Here is a 24,293-nt window from a genome sequence, read left to right on the forward strand (position 1 = left end):
ACCCGCCCACCCGATTACCCCGCAGTTCACCCATGCCGGGCAAACGGGCCGGTGGACGCGGGAAGAAGGCCCACCGAGCCGCACACCAGGAACAAGCACCGCCCGACCCACGCCCCGCACCGCGCGGGCAATCGGGCGGGTGGGTGGGGGCAATCCGCGCGCAGCGCGGGAAGAGCGACCACCGGCCCGCACGGCAAGAGCAGACCCCGCCCCACCCACGACAACCCCTACGCCACAGGGCAATCGGGCGGGTGGGTGGGAGACATCCGCGCGCAGCGCGGGAAAGACCGTCCGCAGCCAGCCCCACCCGCAGGGGCCGCCCCGGCCACGGGGCAACCCCCAGTCCGCCACCCCCAGCGGGAGCTCAGGAGTGGCCGAGTTCTTCCGCCGCCGCCTCCAACGGCACCGACCCCGAGTCAGGCGCGGGCCGCAGCGGGAGGACGTCCACCCGGGTCTCGTCCAGGACGGGCGCGGCAGGCCGCGGCGGCTTCGGCATCACGGCCGCCTCCGAGTGCCCCCCGCAGCCGTACGCGAGGGACACCACATGCCCGTCCGCAGGACCGAACTCGTTCGCGCACACACCGAATGCCTGCCCGAGCGATCCGCCGATCGGGGCAAGGAAGCCACAGCTGACGCAGGACGCGGGCGCCGCCTGCGCCATCGCCGTCTTCGCGCCGTGCGACTCCTCCCAGCGGTCGGCCGCGGCATGCAGGCCGTACCGGGAGAGGACCCGCGCCCTGCGCATGCCCAGCTCGTCCGCGAGCGCCGCGATGGAGCCACGCGCCGGCGCCGCCGGCAGCTCGGCGGGCGGCCCCGCCGTCACTTCCGCGTCCTCCGCGTCGACCAGCTCCGCCATCTCCTCCGAGAAGACGGAGTTCGGCGGCGGCTCCTCCTCGCCCGAGTAACCGGGCTCCAGGCGCAGGTCCTCCGCGTCCGTGGGGAGCAGGTCCCCCGGGCCCATGTCACCGGGGCGGAGCCGCTCGCTCCAGGGCACCCACTCGGGGGCGAGGAGCGCGTCGGGCCCCGGCAACAGCACCGTCTCGTCGAGCGTGACGACCTTGGCGCGCGAGGCACGGGCCACCGTCACGGCCCAGCGCCAGCCCCGGTAGCCGAACTCCTTGCACTCGAACAGGTGCGTGACGACGCGGTCGCCCTCGACCACGACCTCGACATGCTCACCGACCACACCGGGCGCGGCGGTCTCCTCGGCCGCGTCCCGGGCGAGTCCCACCGCCTCGGCGCACAGGCGGTCGGGAGTACGCGGGGTACGCGGGGTACGGCTTCGCGTTGTCGCTGCGCTCACAGGTATCGCTTCTCCATTACGCCGTCTCACGAGTGCGCCACCCATACGCGGGAGTGCGGACGGAGCGGACCGGAGGGCCGCGTCGACGTCCGCGCCCTAACGTCCTCGGGCGCACCTACGTCATCCATTCTGCGGGATGACCGAGAGGCGCGCGGCCAAGAACAACCGCCGCAGGCGCGCTACGCACGCTACCTTCTCCTGGCCTCTGGGCCTACACCGGCGTGCCCGCCCCCCGCGGCCGGGCCCGGCCCCGCTGCCGCTCCGCGGCGGATTTTTCCCGTCCACCCACCCGATTACCCCGCTGTCGATGCGCACTAGCCCGGCCCAATAGAGGGCACTATGACGGGGTGGCTGCCGCAAGGTCGTCGTCCCAACGAGTCAGCGGACGGGGTCCGGTGCTGAACCGGACCGCCCGCTGGGTCGGCCGCGCCCTGCACCTGCCCTTCACCGGCACGGCCCGCGGCATCCGCAAGGCCACGCATGCGCACGGCGCGGGCGAGTCGGGGCTCGGCAAGCTCATCGAACTGCACGCCGTGAACGGCGCGGGCGACGTCATGATCACCATCGCGCTCGCCTCGACCGTCTTCTTCTCCGTCCCGACGGACGAGGCGCGCGGCCGTGTCGCCCTCTATCTCGCCATCACCATGGCGCCCTTCACCCTCCTCGCCCCCGTCATCGGCCCCCTCCTGGACCGCCTCCCGCACGGCCGCCGCTACGCCATGGCCGCCGCGATGCTGGCCCGCGCCCTCCTGGCCCTGCTGCTGTCCGAAGCGGTGATCACCGGGAGCCTGGAGCTCTATCCGGCCGCGCTCGGCGTCCTGGTCGCGTCCAAGGCGTACGGAGTCGTACGGAGCGCCGTGGTGCCCCGGCTGCTGCCCAAGGGCTTCTCCCTGGTCAAGGCCAATTCCAGAGTCACGCTCGGTGGGCTGCTCGCGACCGGTATCGCCGCTCCCATCGGCGCGGGGCTCCAGGCGCTCGGACCGCGCTGGCCGCTGTACGGCGCCTTCGTGCTGTTCATCGTCGGGATGTTCCTGTCCCTCTCACTGCCGCCCAAGGTCGACTCGGCGAAGGGCGAGCACAAGGCGCTGCTCGCGGCCGACGAGGAGCATCTGCATCTGCACGCGCGCGCCGAGGCTGCGGCGGACACCTCCAAGAAGCGGCGCCTTGGACTGCGTACGGTCGGACCCGCCGTCACGCACGCCCTCACCGTCAACGCCTCGCTGCGCTGTCTCTCCGGCTTCCTCATCTTCTTCCTCGCCTTCCTGCTGCGCGAGGAACCGCTCGGCGGCCAGAGCGCCGCGGTGTCCCTGGGGATAGTGGGTGTCGCGGCGGGCGTGGGGAACGCGCTCGGCACCGCCGTCGGTGCCGGGCTCAAATCGCGGGCGCCCGAAGTCATCATCGTGACCGTCGTCGCCGTCGTCCTCGGCGTGGCGATCACCGCGGCGGTGTTCTTCGGGGCGATCGGCGTCGCCTGCCTCGGTGCCGTGGCGGGCTTCGCGCAGGCCATGTCGAAGCTCTCCCTGGACGCCCTGATCCAGCGGGACGTACCGGAAGAAGTGCGGACCTCCGCCTTCGCCCGCTCGGAGACCATCCTTCAGATGGCGTGGGTGGTGGGCGGCGGCATCGGCATGGCCCTGCCGCTGATCGGGTCACTGGGGCTCGCGGTGGCTGCGGGGATCGTCGCCGTCGGCTGGCTGTCGACCGCGCGGGGCCTGCTCTCGGCGGCCCGGCACGGCGGGAAGCGCCGCTCGCGGGTGGCGTGAGCCCGGCAGAACAATGGGTGCGGCACGCCGCGACCCCCACGTGGCGGGACGGCACGGGGTGCCCGATAGCCTTCGCCCATGACCTCCCTGCTCCGCGGCGGAGCCGCACACGTTCACAGCTCGGCACGCCGTCGCCGTTCCGTGGCCGCCCTTGGCGCTGTCTCCGCCGGACTCCTCGTCCTGTCGGCCTGCGACAAGCCGACGCCGCTCGCCACCATCACGGTCGGCAGCAACTCGGTGAACTCCGAGGCCTCCTGCTACAACGACGGCGAGGAGCTCAAGCAGTCCCAGCTGCAGGGCTGCCTCAAGGACACGGACGTCAAGTCCATCAAGGTCGACCCCGACGAGAAGGTCCGCTTCGGCGTCGACCCCGAGGTCGCCGAGAAGGGCTGGACGCTCCTGATGAATGGTCAGCCGCTCACCGAGGCCAGCAAGAAGACGTACGTCGTCATCCCCGGCAGCGTCTTCTTCAACCAGCAGTACGGCGGCGGCGCCAACTCCACCACCGTCAGCCTGCTCGAAGGCGGCAAGGGCTCGTCGGCCAAGGCGACCGGCCTGTGGTCGTTCAAGCTCAAGAAGGACGCCTGACCACGTCTCCCCTTCGTGTTCTGGTAGCCACCGCGGTCCCCGCCGAACGGGACGCGGTGGCTGACCGGCTGCCTCCGTACGCCGACGCCATCGCCGTCGGTGTCGGCCCCGCGGCCGCCGCGGCGCACACGGCGGCCGCCCTCGCGCGCGCCCCGTACGACCTGGTGGTCTCCGCCGGGATCGGTGGCGGCTTCCAGCCCGACGCGCCCCTCGGCTCCGTCGTGCTCGCCGACGAGATCACCGTGGCCGATCTGGGTGCCGAGACGCCCGACGGCTTCCTGCCCGTCACCGAACTCGGGTTCGGCGCCGTCACCCACAGGCCGCCGTTTTCCCTCGTACGGGACCTTGCCGCCGCCTGTGGCGCTCTCACCGGCACCGTCCTGACCGTCTCCACCGTGACCGGCTCCGCCGAGCGCGCCGCCGAGCTGCGGCGGAGCCACCCGCGGGCCCTCGCGGAGGCGATGGAGGGATTCGGGGTCGCCGAGGCTGCCGCCGCGTACACACTTCCCGTCCTGGAGATACGCGCGGTCTCCAACGCCGTCGGGCCGCGGGACCGCGGTGCCTGGCGGATCGGCGAGGCGCTTGGCGCGCTGGGTGGCGCGTTCGGGAAATTCGCGCCCGTACTGGAGAGTTGGAAACGGCATGACTGAATCGCCCACGCAGGACGCGGCCTCTGCGAACCCCCTGCAGATCGCTTACTCCCCCTGCCCCAACGACACGTTCGTCTTCGACGCCTGGGCCCACGGCCGCGTTCCCGGCGCGCCCACGCTCGATGTGACCTTCGCCGACATCGACATCACCAACGGCATGGCCGAGCGCGGTGAGTTCGACGTACTGAAGGTGTCGTACGCCGTGCTGCCCTACGTCCTCGACGAGTATGCGCTGCTGCCGTGCGGCGGTGCGCTCGGGCGTGGCTGCGGGCCGCTGGTGCTGACCCGGGAGGCCGGGGTCGACCTCACCGGGAAGACGGTGGCCGTACCGAGCGAGAAGTCGACGGCGTACCTGCTGTTCCGGCTCTGGGCGGCCGACACCCTTGCCGACGGCGTGGGCGAGATCGTGGTGCTGCCCTTCGACCAGATCATGCCCGCGGTGCGGGACGGCAAGGTCGACGCGGGGCTCGTCATCCACGAGGCACGCTTCACGTACCAGAACTACGGGCTCAACTGCCTCGCCGACATGGGCGAGCACTGGGAGCGGACGACCGGTCTGCCCATCCCGCTGGGCGCGATCATCGCCAAGCGGTCACTGGGGGAAGAGCGCCTGCTGCAGCTCGCGGACGCGGTCCGTACCTCGGTGCGGATGGCCTGGGACGACCCGGAGGCCTCGCGCCCCTACGTCCAGGAGCACGCGCAGGAGATGGATCCGGCCGTCGCCGACCAGCACATCGGCCTGTACGTGAACGAGTTCACGGCCGATCTCGGCGAGAACGGCTACGCGGCGATCCGCGGACTCCTGACGCGCGCCGCGGCGGAGGGGCTCGTTCCGCCCCTCGCGCCCACGGCGCTCACCTACGCCTGAGAACTACACGTCCAGCTGGTCCGCGACCGCCCGCAGCAGGCCCGCGATCTTGGCGCCCGACGCCTTGTCGGGGTAGCGGCCCTTCTCCAGCATCGGCGTGATGTTCTCCAGGAGGGTCGTCAAGTCCTGGACGATGGACGCCAGTTCGTCCGGCTTGCGCCGCTGCGCGGCCGCGACGGACGGTGTCGGGTCGAGGATCGTCACCGAAAGGGCCTGGTCACCGCGCTGGCCGGCGACGACGCCGAACTCGACGCGCTGGCCGGGCTTGAGTGTGTCGACACCTGAGGGCAGTACGGAGGAGTGCACGAAGACGTCGCCGCCGTCATCGCGGGAGAGAAAGCCGAAGCCCTTCTCGCTGTTGAACCACTTGACCTTGCCGGTAGGCACCTGAAGTCCTCGTCCTCGTACTTGTCGTCGTACGCGTCTATGCCGCGGAAAACGGCTCTGGATAGCACTACAGCGGGTCGCCCGACCCGCCAGCACCAAGACTATTGGTCCGGGGGCCGGTGACAAGACGTCCCCGGATTCTTCCTTCGCGCTGGGAACTACCCTGGTGGGGTGCGTGACAAAACCCAAACGAATTCCGCCGGACCGGGCGATGGCCTCGTCCGTACCGGAGCGATCGTTTTCTTCGTCGGAGCCGTGGCCACTCTGGTCACGGTGGCCCCGCTGTTCCTCGGCACCGACCCCTTCCCGTCCATCGCGTACGCGGTGTGCATGCTGATGGGCGTCGGATTCCTCATCGCCGTGGCGGGAGTGCTGCGCGGTATCGCCGTGCAGCGCCGCCAGGCCAAGTCCGCGGCTACCTGACGGCGACGCCCGCGGCGCCGGCGACGTACCCGTCGAGCCAGGCGGGGAACTCCGTCAGGTCACCGAGCACGACATCCGCGCCCGCCGCGCGCAGTTCCGCTGCGTCGCACGGCCCGGTCGCCACCGCGACGGACAGCGCGCCCGCCGTACGCGCGCCGCGTACATCACCGGTGTGGTCACCGACGTACACAGCCGCGTCGTGCTCGCGCAGCGCCTCCGCCTTGGCCTCGGCCCACAGCCAGCCGATCACCGCGTCCGCCTCGATGCCGAGGTGCGCCAGGTGGAGCTTCGCGTTCGGCTCGTGCTTGGCGGTGACCACGATCGCCCGGCCGCCGTGGGAGCGGACCGCCGCGACCGCCTCACGGGCGCCGGTCATGGCGAGGGTGGGCGTGATGGCGTATGTGGGATAGATCTCACGGTAGCGGTCGGCCATCTCCTGGATCTGCTCCGCTGGGAACCAGTTGCGCAGCTCCTCCTCCAGGGGCGGGCCGAGCCGGGTGATGGCGAGGTCGGCGTCTATGTACGTTCCGGTCTCGGCGGAGAGGGCCAGATAGGCCTCCTTGATGCCGGGGCGGGAGTCGATCAGGGTCATGTCGAGGTCGAAGCCGACCGTCAGGGCGCGTGAGGTCATGAGGCCATTGTGCAGAGGCCCGACCGGCGGGTGACCGGCGCTGAGGTCGCCCTTACTCTTAGCCAAGCCTTACCAAGCTTCGCCGTTCAGCCCCTACCGATCCGAAACGAGCTCAGCCGATGCGTGTGCCAGTCAGACGCGCTGTCGCGATGACGGCGGCCGTCGTGGCCCTGCTGCTCGCGGTCCTGCTCAGCCTCTCCGTCGGCGCCCGCGCGATCGCGCCGTCCGCCGTCATCGACGCCCTGCTGCACGGCGGGCACAGCGACGCCGCCGAGGTCATCCGCGAGATGCGGGTGCCTCGCACGCTCATCGGCCTGATGGTCGGCGCCGCGCTCGCGCTCGCCGGCACGGTCCTCCAGGGCATCACCCGCAACCCCATCGCCGACCCCGGCATCCTCGGCGTCAGCCAGGGCGCCTCGGTGGGTGTGGTCATGGCGATCGCGTTCGCGGGCGTCCACACGCTGACCGGATACGTCTGGTACGCCTTCGTCGGCGCGGGCATCGCGTCCGTAGCGGTGTACGCGATCGCCGCGAGCGGACGGGGCGGGGCGACCCCGGTGAAACTCGCCCTCGGCGGCGCCGCCATCAATGCCTTGCTGGTGTCCGTGACCACCGGGATCCTCACCACCAAGGCCTCCGCCCTGGACGAGTTCCGCTTCTGGCAGGTGGGTTCGCTCTCCGGGCGCGACGCGGAGATCGCCGGGCAGATCTGGCCGTTCCTCCTGGTGGGGCTCGTGCTCGTGCTGTCAGTGGCGCGCGGGCTCGACGCACTCGCCCTCGGCGAGGACGTGGCCAAGGGGCTCGGGCAGAAGGTCGCGACGGTGCGGATCGTCGGGGGGCTCGGGGCGACCGTGCTCACGGGGGCGGGCGTGGCGGCTGCCGGGCCCATCGCCTTCATCGGCCTCGCTGTCCCGCACATCGCTCGCGCGATCGTGGGGAGCGGGCATCGCTGGGTGCTGCCCATGGCCGCCGTCCTCGGACCCGTCATGCTTCTCGTCTCCGACACCGTGGGGCGAGTGGTCTTCCCGCCCAGTGAGGTGCCTGCCGGGGTGATGACCGCGCTCATCGGGGTGCCGTTCCTTGTGACGCTGGTGCGCCGGAAGGCGGTGGCAGCGTGAGTAGCCGTTGTGGGCAGGCGTTCCGCACGGCGGAACGGGTGGGCACAACCACCGCTGCGGGCCGGCCGATGAAGCTGCGTCCAGCAGGGTATTCCGTACTGCGGCTCCGGAAAGCCGCGTTCCTCCTGCACCGCCGGTCGGCGGCAGCCGCGGTCGGCCTCGCCCTGCTCCTGGCGGCGAGCTGCCTCGCGTACCTCTGCATAGGCGAGTCCTTCGTACAGCCCGCCGAAGCCCTGAAGGTCGTCTTCGGGCAGCCGTCGCCGGACGAGCTGGTCGTGGGAACGCTGCGCGAACCCCGCATGGTCGTCGGACTCCTCGTCGGCGCCGCCTTCGGTATCGCGGGCGGCCTCATCCAGACCGTCGCCCGCAACCCCCTGGCCAGCCCCGACATCATCGGCATCAGCCAGGGCGCGAGCGCCCTGACGGTGGGGGCGATGACCCTCGGGGTCACCTCCGCCACCGTCCTGCCGTATCTCTCGGTGCTCGGTGGCGTCGTCGCGGCCGCCCTCGTGTACGTCTTCGCCTGGCGCGGCGGCCTGCACGCGACCCGCTTCGTGCTCATCGGCATCGGCTTCGCGATCGCCCTGCGCTCCATCACCACGCTCTTCATGACCAAGGGCGACTATCTCGTCGCCCAGCAGGCGCAGATCTGGATGACGGGCTCCCTCAACGGGCGCGGCTGGACGGAGGCGGCACCTCTCGCCCTGACCCTGCTCGTCCTGCTCCCGTTCGTGTTCTGGGCCGCCCGCGCCCAGCGCTCGGTGACCATGGACGACGACACGGCGACCGCGCTCGGGGCGCGCCTCGGTCACGTACGCCTCGGTCTCGTGCTGCTCGGCGTCGTCCTCGCCTCCGTGGCGACCGGCGCCGCCGGGCCCGTCGACTTCGTGGCGCTGCTCGCCCCGCAGATCGCCCGCCGCCTCACCCGCACCGCGCAGATCCCGCTGCTCTGCTCGGCGCTGATCGGCGCGCTGATCCTCGTCCTCGCCGATCTCCTTGCCCGGCGTCTTTTCTCGCCCACCGAGCTGCCGGTCGGCGTCCTCACGGCGGCCGTCGGAGCCCCGTACCTGATCTGGCTGATCGTGCGAAGCCACAGCGTCCGCAGCCGTTCCGTCCGCAATGGAGGCACCTCGTGACCGCCGCCCGCCTCAGCGCCCGCGAGCTGACCCTCGCCTACGAGGACCGCGAAGTCGTGCACGAGCTCGAACTCGCGGTCCCCGACGGCAAGGTCACCGTCATCGTCGGCCCCAACGCGTGCGGAAAGTCGACCACCCTGCGCGCACTCGGCCGCCTCCTCAAGCCCAGGAGCGGCGCGGTCCTGCTCGACGGCGACGCGCTCGCCAAGCTGCCGACCAAGAAGATCGCCCAGCAGATCGGGCTGCTCCCGCAGACGCCCGTCGCCCCGGAGGCGATCACCGTCGCCGACCTCGTCGCGCGTGGGCGCCAGCCGCATCAGCACTGGTGGCAGCAGTGGTCCGACGAGGACGAGCGGGCCGTGACGCAGGCGATGGAGCGTACTGACGTCGCCGCGCTCGCCGAGCGGTCCGTGGACGAGCTTTCGGGCGGTCAGCGCCAGCGGGTGTGGATCGCGATGGCCATCGCTCAGGAGACGGACATCCTGCTCCTGGACGAGCCGACGACGTATCTCGACATCTCGCACCAGGTGGAAGTGCTGGATCTGGTGCGCCAGTTGGCCGCCGACGGGCCGGACGGTGAGCGCGGCAGGACCGTGGTCGTCGTGCTGCACGACCTCAACCAGGCCGCCCGGTACGCCGATCACCTCGTCGCCATGAAGACGGGCCGGATCGTCGCCGAGGGCGCGCCCGCCGACGTCGTCACCGAGGATCTCGTACGCGAGGTGTTCGGTCTGGAGTGTGTGGTGGTGCCGGATCCGGTGACCGGGTCGCCCCTGGTCGTTCCCGGGGCTCCGTGGGCCGCCGAATCGAACTCGAAGTCCTCGTCCGATCGAAAGGTGGCCCAGAAGCCATGACCTCCGTCAACCTCCAGAGCGGCTCCGCGAGCCGCCGCCGCTCCCTCGCCGCCGGGGCGCTCGCCCTCAGCGGGGCGCTCGCGCTCTCCGCCTGCGGCTCGTCGGACTCCTCCGACGACTCCGGCTCGGGTTCAGGTTCGGGTTCCGGCAAGACGCACGTCGTCAAGACCGCGATGGGCGACGTGAAGGTGCCGGTCGCCCCGAAGCGTGTCGTCGTCCTCGACACGGCCGAACTGGACTCCGCGATCACGCTGGGCGTGAAGCCGGTGGGCTCCACGCACGTCGAGGCGTCGTCGGGCTTCCCGAGCTACCTGCCCAAGGACAAGGTCAGCGGCATCAAGGACGTCGGCGAGATGCTGAATCCGAACATGGAGGCCATCGCGGCCCTCAATCCGGACGTCATCCTCACCAGCAAGATCCGGCACGCCGCGAAGTACGAGCAGCTCAAGCAGATCGCGCCGACCGTGATGACGGAGAACACCGGCCACCCCTGGAAGGAGAACTTCCAGGTCCACGCCGACGCGCTGGGCAAGAAGGCCGAGGCGAAGAAGGTCGTCTCCGCGTACGACGCGCACGCCGAGAAGGTCACCACCGCGGTCGGCGGCCCTGCGAAGGCCAAGGCGACGGAGGTCAACATCGTGCGCTTCGTGGAGGGCGCGGACATCCGCATCTACGGCGAGCAGACATACATCGCCACGCTCCTCAAGGACGTCGGTCTGGGCCGCCCGGCCATCGCGGCCAAGGCCAAGGACGGCTTCTCGTACGACGTGTCGCCCGAGAAGATCGACCTCGCGGACGCGGATGTCATCTTCCGTTCCACGTACGGCGATCCGAAGAAGTCCAAGCAGACGCAGACCGTCGGCAGCAGCCTGTGGAAGAACATGGGCGCGGTGAAGAAGGGCAACGTCCACACCGTCGACGACGAGCTGTGGATCCAGGGCATCGGCTACACGGCGGCGAACAAGATCCTGGACGAGATGCAGAAGTCCCTGACGAAGAAGTAGCCGCCAGGACTCCGGGGGCCGCCGGGCCCCCGGAGTCGTGACGGCTACTTGGGGTCGTCTACTTCGGGTCGTCTACTTCGGGTCGTCTACTTGGGGTCGTCGTTGAACTTCGAGGTCGACCAGAAGTAGCCGAGCACGGTCAGTCCCAGGCACCAGGCGATGGTGAGCCATCCGTTGCTGCCGATCTCGCTGCCGAGGAGCAGGCCGCGCAGGGTCTCGATGGCGGGGGTGAAGGGCTGGTACTCGGCGATCGGCTGGAACCAGCCCGGCATGGACCCGACGGGGACGAAGGCGCTGGAGAAGAGGGGCAGCAGGATCATCGGCATGGCGTTGTTGCCCGCGGCTTCGGCGTTCGGGCTGACCAGGCCCATGCCGACGGCGACCCAGGTGAGTGCCATGGCGAAGAGGACGAGCACTCCGAAGGCGGCCAGCCATTCCAGGACGGTGGCGTCGGTGGAGCGGAAGCCGATGGCGACGCCGATGCCGCCGACGAGGACCACGCTGGCAACCGACTGCAGGACGCTGCTGATGACGTGTCCGACAAGTACGGAACTGCGATGGATGGCCATGGTGCGGAAGCGGGCGATGATGCCTTCGCTCATGTCGGTGGAGACCGAGACGGCGGTGCCGACGACGGTGCCGCCGATGGTCATCAGCAGGATGCCCGGGACGATGTAGGCGATGTAGTCGGAGCGGTCCGCTCCGCCGCCGCCGATCCCGGCGCTCATCACGTCGCCGAAGAGGTAGACGAAGAGCAGCAACAGCATGACCGGGGTGAGCAGCAGGTTGAGGGTCATCGACGGGTAGCGGCGGGCGTGCAGGAGGTTGCGTCGCAGCATCGTGGACGAGTCGCGGACGGCGAGGGAGAGGGAGCTCATCGGACGTTCTCCTTGGTCTTGTTGGGGACGTGGGTGTCGCTGCCGGTCAGGGCGAAGAAGACGTCGTCGAGGTCGGGGGTGTGCACGGTCAGTTCGTCGGCCTCGATGTCGGCGGAGTCGAGCCAGTCGAGGATGGAGCGGAGCTCGCGCTGGGTGCCGTCGCTGGGGATCTGCAGGGAGAGTGCCTCGTCGTCGCGGGTCGCTTCGGTGAGGGTGCTGGATGCGTGCTGGTAGGCGGTCGGGTCGGTGAAGCGGAGGCGTACGTGGCCTCCGGGGATGAGCCGCTTGAGTTCTTCGGCTGTGCCTTCGGCGGCGATCTTGCCGTTGTTCAACACCGCGATGCGGTCGGCGAGTTCGTCGGCTTCTTCCAGGTACTGGGTGGTGAGGAAGGCGGTGACGCCGTCGGAGACGAGCTCGCGGATGATGCCCCACATGTTGTGGCGGCTGCGGGGGTCGAGGCCGGTGGTGGGTTCGTCGAGGAAGATGATCCGCGGGTTGCCGACCAGGGTCATGGCGATGTCCAGGCGGCGCTTCATGCCGCCGGAGTAGGTGGAGGCGGGCTTCTTCGCGGCCTCGGTGAGGTCGAAGCGTTCAAGGAGTTCGGCGGCGACCCGTCGGCCTTCCTGCTTGGGCAGGTGGTGCAGGTCGGCCATGAGGAGCATGTTCTCCTCACCGGTGATCAGGCCGTCGACGGCGGAGAACTGGCCGGTGACACCGATCGCGGCACGCACGGCCTGCGGGTCGGCGGCCAGGTCGTGGCCGCCGACGTGCAGGTCCCCGCCGTCGGCGGTGACGAGGGTGGAGAGGATCTTCACGGCGGTGGTCTTGCCTGCGCCGTTCGGCCCGAGCAGGGAGAAGACGGTGCCGGCCGGAACCGCCAGGTCGATGCCGTCGAGCACGGTCTTCTCGCCGTAGGACTTGCGCAGCCCGTTCGCCGCGATGGCGGGATTCTTCATGGTGGGTGTGCTCCTCAGGGTCTGCCGGGGGTCAGCTGCTGCGGGGGTCAGATGCTGCGGGCCGTGATGTCGCCGTAGGCGGTGGTCGCGTGGATGTTCAGGCCGGCGGCGGCGCCGTCGGCGTTCTGGAGCGTGTTGCGGATCCGGCCGTACGAGGTGCCCGCGTCCAGGGAGGCGGAGACTCCCCGGGCGGCGCCGACCGAGATCTCGCCGGACTCGGTCCGCAGGGTGACCTGGCCGTGCACGGCCTCGGCGATGCGGAGGTCGCCCTTCTGCGTACTGATCTCCGCGGGGCCGCCCAGTCGGCCGACCGAGACGTCACCGGCCTGGAGGGAGAGGCGGGCGCTCGCGGTCTCGTCGAGCTTGACCGTGCCCTGCGCGCCCTCGAAGACGACGTCGCCGAGCCGTCCGACCCCCCGGAAGTCGGCGCTTGCGGCCTTCGCCTCGACGCGGGAGCCGGCGGGCAGCTGGACGGTCACCTCCACGGCTCCGGAGCCGCTGCCGAGGATCCGGTTCTTCGCCGGAGCGGCCTCGATGCGCAGGACACCGTCGGCGTACTCGACCGTGGTCTCCTCCGCCGCCGTCACGTCGCGGCCCTTCGATGCGTTCGCGGGCCGGACCTCGACCGCGGTGTCGGCCCGGTCGGCGGCGATGAACCGGATGTGTCCCGCGGGGATGTCGAGGACGGCGGAGACCGGGGTGGGGGTGTCGAAGTTCTGCATCGTGCTCTCCTTCAGGTCGTTGTTTCTGACATGGGAAAAGCTACGTTGCGTTCACTACCTCGGCAACACACTCGTTGCCATGGATGTAAGTAACCGCAGGTCAATGGCTGCTAATCGTTGCAACGCTCCTGAAAGTAATGCAACGACTGCCATACGTCCGTTGCAATAGATTGAGCGTGAACGCTATGGTGAGGGCATCCGAGGAGTACGAAGGAGATCGCGATGCCGGGCGGCAGACTCACTCAGCAGGAACGTCAGCAGATCGCGCTGGGGCTGGCCGAAGGCCTTGCCTACGCGGAGATCGCCAGACGTCTCGACCGTCCGACCTCGACGATCACGCGTGAGGTGATGCGGAACGGCGGCCCCACCGCCTACCGCGCCGACCTCGCCCACCGCGCCACCGAACGCCGCACCCACCGCCGCAGGCAGACCGCGCCCCGGGAGCCGGACGCGGCCCCGCAGGCTCACGGGCGCGACGCCGAAGCCGTGCGCGAGTTCGAGGAGACGCTCACCACCGTCTTCATGCAGTCGGGGATGCCCAAGATGATGGCCCGGGTGCATGCCTGCCTCTGCACCACCGACACGGGCAGCCTCACCGCGTCCGAACTCGTCCAGCGCCTCCAGGTCAGCCCGGCGTCCATCTCCAAGGCGATCACGTTCCTCGACGGGCAGGGCCTCATCCGCCGGGAACGCGACGAACGCCGCCGCGAGCGCTACGTCGTCGACGACGACATCTGGTACCAGTCGATGATCGCCAGCGCCCGCTCCACCGCCCAGGTCGTGGAGACCGCACGGCAGGGCGTCGGCATCCTCGGGCCCGGCACCCCGGCCGCCACCCGCCTGGAGAACATCGCCCGCTTCCTCGACTTCGTCAGCGAGAGCCTCGCCCGCGCCGCGGACCAGGCCCGCGAGATCCTCCATACGAAACCCGAGGCGGCTGCGGGCGACACCGCGCAGCCGGATTCAGACCGCGCCTAGGCAGCGCGCGGCTCGCGGCTCATGACTCGCTCGTGACTCACGGCCGTTGCCGCTGCGATCTCCACAACAGGTAGAGCGCGGAGGCGACGGCCGCGCCGCGTACCACCCACGGCCAGGTCTCGGCCATCGCGTCGCTCATGTGGCCGTCGGGGATGTCGTCGCCCCAGCGGCCTTCGTTCCTGCCCCACAGCCAGGTGATCCCGGCGGCCACGGAAAGCCCCGGCAGACCGAGTACGGCCCACTTCGCCTCGGCGCGGCTGAGCCTGCGCGAGGCGTAGGCGAGGAGCCAGCCGCCGCCCAGGGCAAGCCAGTTGCCGAGGATGGCGCCGACGGTGAGGAGGGCCGCGGCGAGCAGGAGGAGGGGGTTGGTGAAGCGGGGGGCTGTGGGGGTTGGGGCGACGGAGGCGGTGGCGGGGCGGCGGAGGCGGAGGCGGCGCCGCGGGGCGGGGTGGCCGTCATCGACGTCTTCTTCGTCGACGTCCTCGTCGTCGTCGAAGTCCTCTTCCTCGTTCTCTTGCTCTTCCTTTTCGAGGCGCTTCTTCGGCGGGGGCTTGAGGATTTCCGGGATTTCTACGCCGCCGGTGAAGCCCGGCACGGTGTCGGCGAGGCCGAAGGGGCTGCTGTCCACTCGCCACCAGTCGGGCTCGGAACCGCTCTCACCGAGCTCGTCCGTGCCGGCGAGGTGCGGCGGGGACGGCACGTCCTCCTGGGGCGGGTCCGGTTCCTCCGCCGCCGCGGGGCGGGGCCGGGGGCGGGGGATCACGCTGCGCGGGCGCTTGGGGCGTTCCTTCGGCTCCGCTGTGCGCTGGGTGGGGACGGCGGGGCGGGGCTCGGCCGTCTCCTGTACGTCACCGGAGCCCGCGGCTTCGACGAGTTCTTCGGGGGTGCCGAGGCGGTCGAGGATGCGGCGTATCGCGGCCGGGCTTTCGGCCGTGGTCTTCGCCCGGCTGCGGTCGATCTGGTTCCGCAGGTCGGAGACCAGGCGCATGCGGGTGCCTGACGGCAGCTGGCGTTGCTGGGCCAGGTCGCCGACGCGGCTCAGATAGTCGTAGACGAGCTGATCGCTCTCGATCCCCACGAAGTCCCCTCCGGGGCGGCCGCGTTGGCGACCCGCCCGTTGTACCCGGTGGGTCGACGGTATCGCGTCCTCCGGGCTCCGGCAGGCCCGAGGGACCCGCAGCCTCCCCTGCCCGAACAGGCTTTCCCACCCACCCGCCCGATCACCCCGCAGCTTCCCCTGAACGAACAAGCTTTCCCGCCCGCCCACCCGATTACCCCGCGGTGCCAGGGGGGCTGCATTCCGGGCGGGGGCGGGTGGGGGGGGTGACGGGTGGGTGGGGAAACCCGACCCCCACGCACCCGCAGGCGGCAGTGAGACGCGAGGGGACGTGCCGGTATGTCTGCCCGGAGCACGGTTCGCGGCACTCCGGCGCCGAAGCAACCCCACGGCCACCGGACGATAGCGAGGACGGACATACCGGCGCGGCCCCGCACCCAAGGCGGAGTGACGCCGCAGCAACGCACGATGACCCGCAGACAGCACCGCACCCACACACGCACCGCACCCGCACCCGCACCCGCACCCGCACCCGCACCCGGCCAGGGAACCGCGCCCCGCCCACACCCCCGCCCACACCCCCGCCCACACCCACAGACACCAGGAACGCCCGGCCCCGTGCCCCGACCCGCTACCGTGACCCTGATGAGCACCGACGAGCAGCCCCAGCGCCCAGCGGACAGCCCCCGGTCCCTCGCCGAGGCACTCCGCTCCCGTGACGACGCGTCCCTCGGCGCGCTGCTCCACGCCCGCCCCGATCTGCTCACGCCCGTCCCGAACGACCTCACCCAGCTCGCCACCCGCGCAGCCACCCGCGCCTCGGTGGTCCGCGCCCTGGAGCGGCTCGACCGGTTCGCCCAGCAGGTCGCCGAGGCACTCGCCGTGGCTCCGGAACCGGCGACGTACGACGAGCTGCACGCCCTCGTCGCGGGAGACGAGGGCGAGGGCGGGGGAGGCGACGCCTCCGTCGGCGCTGCCCTCACCACCGCCCTCGCCACCCTCCGCGAGCAGGCCCTCATCTGGGGTGCCGACGACCGCCTCCGCCTGGTCCGCACCGCACGCGAACTCCTCGCCCCCGCCCCGCAGTACCCCTCCCCCACCGGCCTCGGCCCGACCGTCGCCGAAGCCACCGCGGGCATGTCGCCGAACCGTATGCAGGACATCGTGGCGGCGGCCGGGCTCCCCTCCACCCACGACGCGGTCTCCGCGGTCAAGTCGCTCACCGAGCTCTTCACGGACCGCACGCGGATGTCCGCGCTCCTCGACGAAGCCCCCGCCGAGTCCGTCGAAGTGCTCTCGCGGCTCGTCTGGGGCCCGCCGTACGGCCAGGTCACCGCCGATCCGGCCCGCCACCTGCGCTGGCTCCTGGACCGGGGGCTCCTGCTTCCCACCTCGCCCGGCACCGTCGTACTCCCCCGCGAGGCGGCCCTGCACCTGCGCGCTGGCCGCGCCCACCGGGTGCTCGAACCGGCGCCGCCCGCCGTCGAGCCGCTGCGCGAACACCGTCCACAGGCTGTGGACGCGGCGGCGGCGAGCCAGGCGTACATGGCGCTCGACACGGTCGAGGAGCTCCTGAAGGACTGGGACGAGGGCGGCCCCACCGTGCTGCGCGCGGGCGGCCTCAGCGTGCGCGACCTGAAGCGGACGGCGGTCGCCCTCGACGTACCTGAACCGGTGGCGGCGTTCTGGGTCGAACTTGCCTACGCGGCGGGCCTGGTGGCGTCGGACGGCGACGCGGACGAGCGGTACGCGGCGACGCCCGCGTACGACGACTGGCAGGAGCTGCCCGCCGCCGAGCGCTGGTCGGTCATCGCCACGGCCTGGCTGACGGCGACCCGCACGGCGGGCCTGATCGGCGGCCGTGACGGCAAGGACCGCACACTGTCGGCGCTCGGCCCGCACCTGGACCGCTCGTCGGCGCCGGAGATCCGCCGCCGGGTGCTCACGCTCCTCACCACCCTGCCGGACGGCGCGAGCCCCACCCCCGAGTCGATCCTCGCGCGCCTGCGGTGGGAGCGCCCGCCGCGCGGCTCCTCCGGGGGCGGCGCATCCACGGGCGGCGTGTCCACCCACGCTCCGGTCGGCAACGCACCCCTGGAGCTGCGGGCCCGCATCGCCCAATGGACGCTGAACGAAGCGGAGTTGCTGGGTGTCACGGGGCGCGGGGCACTGTCCGCGCACGGACGGGCACTGCTCGGCTCCGAGAGCGAGGAGACCCCGGCAAGGGCAGGCGCCCACCCCTCCCCCGCCGAACTCGCCGCCTGCGGGGCACGAGCCGCCAGGCTCCTCGCCCCGCTGCTCCCCGAACCGCTCGATCACGTCCTGCTGCAGGCCGACCTCACGGCCGTGGCCCCCGGCCCGCTGGATCGGCCGCTGGCCGAGACCCTCTCCGTGCTCGCCGACGTGGAGTCGAAGGGCGGCGCGACGGTGTACCGGTTCACGCCCGGCTCCGTGCGACGGGCGCTCGACGCGGGGAAGTCGGCGTCCGACCTGCACGCCTTCCTCGCCGCGCACTCCCGTACGCCGGTGCCGCAGCCGCTCGCGTACCTCATCGACGACGTGGCCCGTAAACACGGCCACCTGCGGATCGGCGCCGCGTCCGCGTACGTACGCTGCGACGACGAGGCCCTGCTGAACGAGATCCTCGCCGACAAGCGCTCCCAGGGCCTGCGCCTGCGCCGCCTCGCGCCCACCGTGCTCGCCGCGCAGGCCGACCCCGGGGCGCTCCTCGAAGGCCTGCGGGGGATGGGCTTCGCGCCCGCCGCGGAGAGCGCCGAGGGCGACGTACTGATCACGCGGGCGCACGCCCACCGCTCGCCGCCCCGCACCAAACCGGAGCCGGTCCACGACGGGCCCCCGCTGCCCGACACCACCCTGATCGGCACTGCCGTACGCGCCATCCGCGCCGGCGACCTGGCATCGACGACGCCCCGCAAGGCGACCCCGGAGAAGGGCGAAGCGCTGCCCCGCACCACGGCGGCGGAGACCCTCGCCACCATGCAGACCGCGGTCCTGACCGGCGAGGCGCTGTGGATCGGCTACGTCAACGCGGAGGGCTCGGCCAGCCAGCGCGTGATCGCCCCGATCCGGGTGGAGGGCGGCTTCGTCACGGCGTACGACCACACGGCGGACGAAGTCAGGACGTACCCCCTGCACCGGGTCACGGGCGTCGCGGAGCTGGCGGACGACTGAGGGCGGCCCCCGCGGCCCCCGGGCTGTGACGCAGACGGGCCCGTGGGCCGGACCGTATGCGCGCGCCATGCGGCACACTGGACGTTTGGCTTACCGAAAGGGTGCGCGCGTGAATGGTCCCCTCATCGTCCAGTCGGACAAGACTCTCCTGCTCGAGGTCGACCACGAGCAGGCCGAGGCCTGCCGCCGTGTCATCGCGCCCTTCGCGGAGCTGGAGCGTGCTCCCGAGCACATCCACACCTACCGCGTGACGCCGCTCGGGCTGTGGAACGCCCGTGCCGCGGGGCACGACGCCGAGCAGGTCGTGGACGCCCTTGTGGAGTTCTCCCGCTATCCCGTGCCGCACGCGCTGCTCGTGGACATCGCCGAGACGATGGCGCGCTACGGCAGGCTCACCCTCTCGAAGCACCCCACGCACGGCCTGGTCCTGACCACCACCGACCGGCCGGTCCTGGAAGAGATCCTGCGGTCCAAGAAGGTGCAGCCGCTCGTCGGGGACAGGGTCGACGCGGACACCGTCGTCGTGCACCCCTCCGAGCGCGGGCAGATCAAGCAGACCCTCCTGAAGCTGGGCTGGCCCGCCGAGGACCTCGCCGGGTACGTCGACGGCGAGGCGCACCGGATCGAGCTCGCGGAGGACGGCTGGGCGCTGCGGCCATATCAGAAGCAGGCGGTCGAGGGGTTCTGGCACGGCGGCAGCGGTGTGGTCGTGCTGCCGTGTGGTGCGGGAAAGACGCTGGTCGGGGCCGGTGCCATGGCCGAGGCCAAGGCGACGACGCTGATCCTGGTGACCAACACGGTCTCCGCGCGGCAGTGGAAGAGCGAGCTGATCAAGCGGACCTCGCTGACCGAGGAGGAGATCGGCGAGTACAGCGGCACCCGGAAGGAGATCCGGCCCGTCACCATCGCCACGTACCAGGTCCTGACGACGAAGCGGAAGGGCGTCTATCCGCACCTGGAGCTCTTCGACTCCCGTGACTGGGGGCTCATCGTCTACGACGAGGTGCACCTGCTGCCCGCCCCCGTCTTCAAGTTCACCGCCGACCTCCAAGCCCGGCGGCGGCTCGGTCTGACGGCCACGCTGGTGAGGGAGGACGGCCGCGAGTCGGACGTCTTTTCGTTGATCGGCCCCAAGCGGTTCGACGCTCCGTGGAAGGAGATCGAGGCGCAGGGGTACATCGCGCCCGCGGACTGTGTCGAGGTGCGGGTCAATCTGACGGACGCGGAGCGGCTCGCGTACGCGACGGCCGAGGCCGAGGAGAAGTACCGCTTCTGTGCCACCACCGTCACGAAGCGGAAGGTGACGGAAGCGCTGGTGCGCAAGCACGCCGGTGAGCAGACCCTCGTCATCGGCCAGTACATCGACCAGCTGGACGAGCTGGGCGAGCACTTGGACGCGCCGGTCATCAAGGGCGAGACGACGAACGCGCAGCGCGAGAAGCTGTTCGGCGCGTTCCGGGAGGGCGAGATCTCCGTCCTCGTCGTCTCGAAGGTCGCGAACTTCTCGATCGACCTGCCCGAGGCTACGGTCGCGATCCAGGTGTCGGGGACGTTCGGCTCCCGGCAGGAGGAGGCACAGCGGCTCGGTCGCGTGCTGCGTCCGAAGGCTGACGGTCATGAGGCCCGCTTCTACTCCGTGGTGGCCCGGGACACCATCGACCAGGACTTCGCGGCGCACCGGCAGCGGTTCCTCGCGGAGCAGGGGTACGCGTACCGGATCGTGGACGCGGACGAGCTGCTGGCCGACAACTGAGGACCAGGGCCGCGGCCAACAGGGGGTAGGGCGAGGCCAACGGCTGTTGCCAGTGAGGGAGTTGCAGGTCCAGGTCGCCCTGGTGGGGGACCAGCCACAGGGTGCGGACCGTGAAGAGGGTCGCCACCGCCGCGGTCAGGCGGGGGCGGCCCTCCGCCACGAGCAGGGTCAGGAGCGGTACGCACCAGATCCAGTGGTGGGACCAGCTGATGGGCGAGACCAGGAGCGCGGTGGCGGCGGTGAGGAGCACTCCGCGGGGTTCGCTGGGGGTACGGGCGGCCAGCCACAGCCCGACGGCGGCGACGAGAACGGCGGGGACGGCCCACAGGAGGCCGGGGTGCGGATCGTGTGCGGCTCTGGCCACAAGCCCCTGAAGCGACTGATTGTCGACGATCCACGCTTTGCCGACGCGGCCCGTCTCGAAGACGCGGTGGGTCCAGAAGTCGACGCTGGCGGCGGGGAGAGTCAGCGCGCCGAGGGCGACGGTGCCGACGAGGGCGGTGACAGCGGTGAACCCTTCACGCACGCGCCCGCGGAGGAAGAGGTACGCGATGAAGACGGCCGGGGTGAGCTTGAGCCCGGCGGCGATACCGATGGCGAAGCCCTTGCCGAGGGAGCCGGGGGGCCGGGTGAGGTCCCAGAGGATGAGGCAGGCGAGGGCGAGGTTGATCTGCCCGAAGAGGATCGTCTGAAAGACGGGCTCAAGCCAGAGGGCGAGGGCGGTGCAGGCGAGGAGGGGGGCGATGCGGGTGGGGAGCTGGGTGAGCCGGCAGGAGAGATGAATGAGAAGGGCGAGGAGGCAGACGTTGCCGACGACGAAGGCGAGCTTGAGGGCGGGGAGGGGGAGCCAGGTGGTGGGTACGAAGAGGATGGCGGCGAAGGGCGGGTACGTGGCCGGCAGCTCCCACTCGGTGACGGTGAACCCGTAGAGATCGCTCCCGTCCACGACGGCGGCGCCTTCGGCTCGGTAGACGAGGGCGTCGGCCATGGGGATGCGTTGGGCGACGCAGAGGACGGCGAGGACGGCAAGGGAAACGACGAGAAAAGCCAAGGCTTTGACGCAACGTGACGCGCCACTGACAGACGGTTCCTTCACGGCGGCGACCTTAGTGGATCGCTGCGGGGCAAACGGACGGGTGGGCGGGAGAGGCTTGTTCGTTCAGGGGGCGCTACGGGGTAAACGGGCGGGTGGGCGGGAAAGCCTGTTCGTTCAGGGCCGGATGCGGGGTAACGGGCGGGTGGGTGGGAGAGGCCCGTTCGGCAAGGACACACCGCGGAGCCACAGGCACCGCGAGGAAAACCGGTGGCCCCGCCATGTAGCGGGGCATAAGATGCCCGGCCGGGCCCAGACCCAGCACCCCCGCCGGAGGCAACCGTGCAAGCCACCCCCGACCCCCTCTCCCGAGAGCGGAACCACCTGGCCGCCTCCCGCTCGGCCCTCCGAGCCATGCGCGAGGACGCCGAAGCGCTCGACATCCGCGACGTCACCGCGAACTGGGTCAACGCCGCCGTCCTGCAGAGCCAGATCGACGAGCGGATCAAGTCCCTCGCCGATCTCTCCCACACCCCGCTCTTCTTCGGGCGGCTCGACTACCTCCACGCCCCCGGCGCCGACCAGGCGGAAGGCGCCGATGGCGAGCAGTTCTACATCGGGCGGCGGCACGTCCACGACGCCGACGGCGACCCCATGGTCATCGACTGGCGAGCCCCGGTCTCGCAGCCCTTCTACCGCGCCTCCAAGAAGGCGCCGATGGACATCGCCCTGCGGCGGCGGTTCGGATACACGGGCGGCGACCTCACCGCGTACGAGGACGAGCACCTCAGTGACGCCGACGAGGTCGAGCGGACCAGCAAACTGCTCCAGCAGGAGATCGAGCGGCCCCGCGTCGGCCCCATGCGCGACATCGTCGCCACGATCCAGCCCGAGCAGGACGAGATCGTGCGCAGCGGTCTCGGCGGATCCGTGTGCGTCCAGGGCGGTCCGGGCACCGGGAAGACCGCCGTCGGCCTGCACCGCGTCGCCTATCTGCTCTACGCCCACCGCGAGCGCCTCGCCCGGACCGGGACCCTGGTCATCGGGCCCAACAGGTCCTTCCTGCACTACATCGAGCAAGTCCTGCCTGCCCTGGGCGAGTTGGAGGTCAAGCAGGCCACCGTCGACGACCTCGTCGCCCATGTGGAGGTGCGGGGCACGGACGACGCCGCCGCTGCCGTCATCAAGGGCGACGCACGCATGGCCGAGGTGCTGAGGAAAGCCCTGCGGTCGCACGTGAGCATGCCCGATGAGCCTGTCGTCGTGGTGCGCGGGTCCCGCCGCTGGCGCGTTCCCGCGTACGAACTGGAGGAGATCGTCGGGGAGTTGCTCGCACGCGACATCCGGTACGGGGCTGCCCGCGACGCCCTGCCTCAGCGCATCGCGCACGCTGTGCTCGTCCGGATGGAGCAGGCCGGCGAGGCCCCCGACGACCGCGTGCAGGACGCCGTCGCCCGCAACTCCGCGGTGAAGGCGGCCGTCAAGGCCATGTGGCCGCCCGTCGATCCCGCCAAGCTCGTGCTGCGGCTGCTCTCCGATGCCGATTTCCTTGCCCTGCATGCCGAGGGGATTCTCGATCAGGACGAGCAGAAGCTCATCCTCTGGGCCAAGCCCGCGCGGAGTCTCAAGGCCGCCAAGTGGTCCGCCGCCGATGCCGTGCTGATCGATGAGGCGCGCGATCTTGTCGCTCGGACCCACTCGCTCGGGCATGTCGTCCTCGATGAGGCGCAGGACCTCTCCCCCATGCAGTACCGCGCCGTCGGGCGGCGCTGCACCACCGGGTCCGCCACCGTCCTCGGCGACCTCGCCCAGGGCACCACCCCCTGGGCCACCCGGAGTTGGGAACAGGCCCTGGGGCACCTGGGGAAGGGCGAGGCCGTGGTGGAGGAGCTCACCGCGGGGTTCCGTGTGCCTCGGGAGGTCATCGCGTTCGCCTCCCGGCTGCTTCCCTCCATCGCGCCGGGCCTCGCCGAGGTGAAGTCCGTTCGTGAGTCGGCGGGTTCGCTCGTGGTGCGGCGCACGGCGGATCTCGACGCCGCTTCCCTCGAAGCCTGCGCCGAGTCACTGCGGCAGGAAGGTTCCATCGGGCTCATCGCCGCCGACGCACGCATCCCCGCGCTCGCCGAAGCACTCGACGCCGCCGGGATGACGTACCTCTCGCCCGGCGAGGAGACCACCCCCGGCACCCGGCTCACGCTCGTGCCCGCCTCCCTCGCCAAGGGACTCGAGTACGACTACGTGGTCCTCGACGAGCCCGCCGCCGTCGTCGACGGCGAGCCCGACGAGCGGACCGGCCTGCGGCGGCTCTACGTCGCCCTGACCCGTGCCGTCTCGGGGCTCACCGTCGTGCATGCCGCCGAGCTGCCGGAGCAGCTCGCCGCCTAGGCGCGCCCCTTGGAGCTCGCCGCCTGGTCGAGCTCCTTGGAGCCGGACGGCAGGTGCGTGACCACGAGCACTATGCCCGCGAGCGTCACGACGCGCGTGGCCGCGTCCAGGCCGTTCCAGTCCTCCGACTGCCACATGGCGAACCATTCGCCGCCGATCCCGATGAAGCCCGCCCCGAACAGGACGAGGATCATCAACAGGCCGATCGTGCCCGCCCGTCGGGCTCTGCGCAGCCCCTGGGGGCGGCGCAGGGCCCCGGCCCACAGGACCGTCGCCGCGAGGAGGATCAGCGCGGCCAGGCTCTCCCAGACGATGATCCCGACGTACGCGGTGTCCTGCAGCGCGGTCGAACCCACCGCGCGCCACATCAGGTCGTCGTCCTTGAAGGTGGTGTCCATCGCCAGGACATGGCGTACGAACTGCTGGTTGGTGTCGAAGTCGGTGATGTTCCCGAACGCGACGAGTGTGATGTAGAGCGCCACCGTCCCGGTGAGCAGTGTCGCGGCGACGGGCAGCGCCCCTGCCGCGAGCATCCGGTCCGCGGGACGCTTCTGGTCTGCGGAAAGCTTCTGGTCTGCGGGACGTGTCTGATCTGCGGGACGTGTCTGATCTGC

The 24,293-nt window shown here is 71.1% G+C and carries 21 protein-coding genes and 1 pseudogene; 13 read left to right on the forward strand and 9 right to left on the reverse strand.

Annotated features, from left to right (window positions below; all coding sequences use genetic code 11):
- Window positions 1-364: 364 nt before the first annotated feature.
- Entirely contained in the window at window positions 365-1,303 is a 939-nt protein-coding gene (locus E5671_RS22260) for a DUF3027 domain-containing protein (RefSeq protein ID WP_160505720.1), read from the reverse strand.
- A gap of 395 nt (window positions 1,304-1,698) precedes the next feature.
- Here E5671_RS22260 and E5671_RS22265 point away from each other — a divergent pair, with 395 nt between their 5' ends.
- From E5671_RS22265 to E5671_RS22280, 4 genes are all read left to right on the forward strand, one after another.
- Window positions 1,699-3,066, forward strand: a complete 1,368-nt coding sequence (locus tag E5671_RS22265; RefSeq protein ID WP_336605816.1) for an MFS transporter — start codon at window positions 1,699-1,701, stop codon at window positions 3,064-3,066.
- 78 nt (window positions 3,067-3,144) lie between these two features.
- Window positions 3,145-3,654 (forward strand): DUF2771 domain-containing protein, encoded by a 510-nt coding sequence (locus tag E5671_RS22270; protein WP_160505722.1) that lies wholly within the window; start codon window positions 3,145-3,147, stop codon window positions 3,652-3,654.
- On the forward strand, window positions 3,624-4,304 hold the full coding sequence (locus E5671_RS22275; RefSeq protein ID WP_160505723.1) for a futalosine hydrolase: 681 nt from the start codon (window positions 3,624-3,626) through the stop codon (window positions 4,302-4,304). The genes E5671_RS22270 and E5671_RS22275 overlap by 31 nt, the downstream gene beginning before the upstream one ends.
- Window positions 4,297-5,172, forward strand: coding sequence for a 1,4-dihydroxy-6-naphthoate synthase (locus E5671_RS22280; protein ID WP_160505724.1), 876 nt, complete (start codon window positions 4,297-4,299; stop codon window positions 5,170-5,172). The genes E5671_RS22275 and E5671_RS22280 overlap by 8 nt, the downstream gene beginning before the upstream one ends.
- Window positions 5,173-5,175: 3 nt before the next feature.
- On the opposite strand, the gene E5671_RS47065 is transcribed toward E5671_RS22280, so the two are convergent.
- Complete coding sequence (locus E5671_RS47065) at window positions 5,176-5,559, reverse strand: cold shock domain-containing protein (RefSeq protein WP_160505725.1); 384 nt, start codon at window positions 5,557-5,559, stop codon at window positions 5,176-5,178.
- A gap of 171 nt (window positions 5,560-5,730) precedes the next feature.
- Here E5671_RS47065 and E5671_RS22290 point away from each other — a divergent pair, with 171 nt between their 5' ends.
- A complete protein-coding gene (locus E5671_RS22290) occupies window positions 5,731-5,982 on the forward strand; it encodes a hypothetical protein (RefSeq protein WP_160505726.1) in 252 nt (83 codons plus the stop codon).
- On the opposite strand, the gene E5671_RS22295 is transcribed toward E5671_RS22290, so the two are convergent.
- Window positions 5,975-6,613 carry an HAD family hydrolase gene (locus E5671_RS22295; protein ID WP_160505727.1) on the reverse strand — a complete coding sequence of 213 codons (639 nt, stop codon included), beginning with the start codon at window positions 6,611-6,613 and terminating at the stop codon, window positions 5,975-5,977. The genes E5671_RS22290 and E5671_RS22295 overlap by 8 nt on opposite strands.
- A 119-nt stretch (window positions 6,614-6,732) precedes the next feature.
- Between E5671_RS22295 and E5671_RS22300 the strand changes: the two genes are divergently transcribed.
- The 4 genes from E5671_RS22300 to E5671_RS22315 all read left to right on the forward strand — a co-directional run bounded on the left by E5671_RS22300 (window position 6,733) and on the right by E5671_RS22315 (window position 10,725).
- Window positions 6,733-7,731: a FecCD family ABC transporter permease gene (locus E5671_RS22300; RefSeq protein WP_160505728.1), complete on the forward strand. Its 999-nt coding sequence runs from the start codon at window positions 6,733-6,735 to the stop codon at window positions 7,729-7,731.
- A 68-nt stretch (window positions 7,732-7,799) separates the two neighbouring features.
- Window positions 7,800-8,867 carry a FecCD family ABC transporter permease gene (locus tag E5671_RS22305; RefSeq protein ID WP_160510345.1) on the forward strand — a complete coding sequence of 356 codons (1,068 nt, stop codon included), beginning with the start codon at window positions 7,800-7,802 and terminating at the stop codon, window positions 8,865-8,867.
- On the forward strand, window positions 8,864-9,721 hold the full coding sequence (locus tag E5671_RS22310) for an ATP-binding cassette domain-containing protein (RefSeq protein WP_160505729.1): 858 nt from the start codon (window positions 8,864-8,866) through the stop codon (window positions 9,719-9,721). The genes E5671_RS22305 and E5671_RS22310 overlap by 4 nt, the downstream gene beginning before the upstream one ends.
- The gene (locus E5671_RS22315) at window positions 9,718-10,725 is read left to right on the forward strand and encodes an ABC transporter substrate-binding protein (RefSeq protein ID WP_160505730.1); all 1,008 of its coding nucleotides are present in this window, start codon (window positions 9,718-9,720) and stop codon (window positions 10,723-10,725) included. The genes E5671_RS22310 and E5671_RS22315 overlap by 4 nt, the downstream gene beginning before the upstream one ends.
- Window positions 10,726-10,811: 86 nt before the next feature.
- On the opposite strand, the gene E5671_RS22320 is transcribed toward E5671_RS22315, so the two are convergent.
- The 3 genes from E5671_RS22320 to E5671_RS22330 are packed head-to-tail and all read right to left on the reverse strand — an operon-like array spanning window position 10,812 to window position 13,281.
- Complete coding sequence (locus E5671_RS22320) at window positions 10,812-11,603, reverse strand: ABC transporter permease (RefSeq protein ID WP_160505731.1); 792 nt, start codon at window positions 11,601-11,603, stop codon at window positions 10,812-10,814.
- Entirely contained in the window at window positions 11,600-12,559 is a 960-nt protein-coding gene (locus E5671_RS22325; RefSeq protein ID WP_160505732.1) for an ATP-binding cassette domain-containing protein, read from the reverse strand. The genes E5671_RS22320 and E5671_RS22325 overlap by 4 nt, the downstream gene beginning before the upstream one ends.
- 47 nt (window positions 12,560-12,606) lie before the next feature.
- Entirely contained in the window at window positions 12,607-13,281 is a 675-nt protein-coding gene (locus E5671_RS22330) for a DUF4097 family beta strand repeat-containing protein (protein WP_160505733.1), read from the reverse strand.
- A 222-nt stretch (window positions 13,282-13,503) separates the two neighbouring features.
- On the opposite strand from E5671_RS22330, the gene E5671_RS22335 reads away from it, so the two are divergent.
- A complete protein-coding gene (locus tag E5671_RS22335) occupies window positions 13,504-14,259 on the forward strand; it encodes a GbsR/MarR family transcriptional regulator (protein WP_160505734.1) in 756 nt (251 codons plus the stop codon).
- Between the two features lie 37 nt (window positions 14,260-14,296).
- Here E5671_RS22335 and E5671_RS22340 read toward each other — a convergent pair whose 3' ends face one another.
- Window positions 14,297-15,337: a hypothetical protein gene (locus tag E5671_RS22340; protein ID WP_160505735.1), complete on the reverse strand. Its 1,041-nt coding sequence runs from the start codon at window positions 15,335-15,337 to the stop codon at window positions 14,297-14,299.
- Window positions 15,338-15,961: 624 nt separating this feature from the next.
- Here E5671_RS22340 and E5671_RS22345 point away from each other — a divergent pair.
- Together E5671_RS22345 and E5671_RS22350 are read left to right on the forward strand one after the other, a co-directional pair.
- Window positions 15,962-18,508, forward strand: coding sequence for a helicase-associated domain-containing protein (locus tag E5671_RS22345; RefSeq protein WP_160505736.1), 2,547 nt, complete (start codon window positions 15,962-15,964; stop codon window positions 18,506-18,508).
- A gap of 109 nt (window positions 18,509-18,617) precedes the next feature.
- Window positions 18,618-20,261, forward strand: a complete 1,644-nt coding sequence (locus E5671_RS22350) for a DNA repair helicase XPB (RefSeq protein WP_160505737.1) — start codon at window positions 18,618-18,620, stop codon at window positions 20,259-20,261.
- Here the strand turns inward: E5671_RS22350 and E5671_RS22355 are convergent.
- Window positions 20,167-21,357 (reverse strand): annotated as a pseudogene (locus E5671_RS22355) (glycosyltransferase 87 family protein); the annotation flags it as partial. The gene E5671_RS22350 and the pseudogene E5671_RS22355 overlap by 95 nt on opposite strands.
- Window positions 21,358-21,636: 279 nt before the next feature.
- Here E5671_RS22355 and E5671_RS22360 point away from each other — a divergent pair.
- Window positions 21,637-23,679, forward strand: a complete 2,043-nt coding sequence (locus tag E5671_RS22360; RefSeq protein ID WP_336605817.1) for a HelD family protein — start codon at window positions 21,637-21,639, stop codon at window positions 23,677-23,679.
- Here the strand turns inward: E5671_RS22360 and E5671_RS22365 are convergent.
- Window positions 23,676-24,212, reverse strand: a complete 537-nt coding sequence (locus E5671_RS22365; RefSeq protein ID WP_160510347.1) for a DUF2165 domain-containing protein — start codon at window positions 24,210-24,212, stop codon at window positions 23,676-23,678. The genes E5671_RS22360 and E5671_RS22365 overlap by 4 nt on opposite strands.
- Between the last annotated feature and the right edge of the window lie 81 nt (window positions 24,213-24,293).

The organism is Streptomyces sp. BA2, assembly GCF_009769735.1.
In the GTDB taxonomy this organism is placed as follows: domain Bacteria; phylum Actinomycetota; class Actinomycetes; order Streptomycetales; family Streptomycetaceae; genus Streptomyces.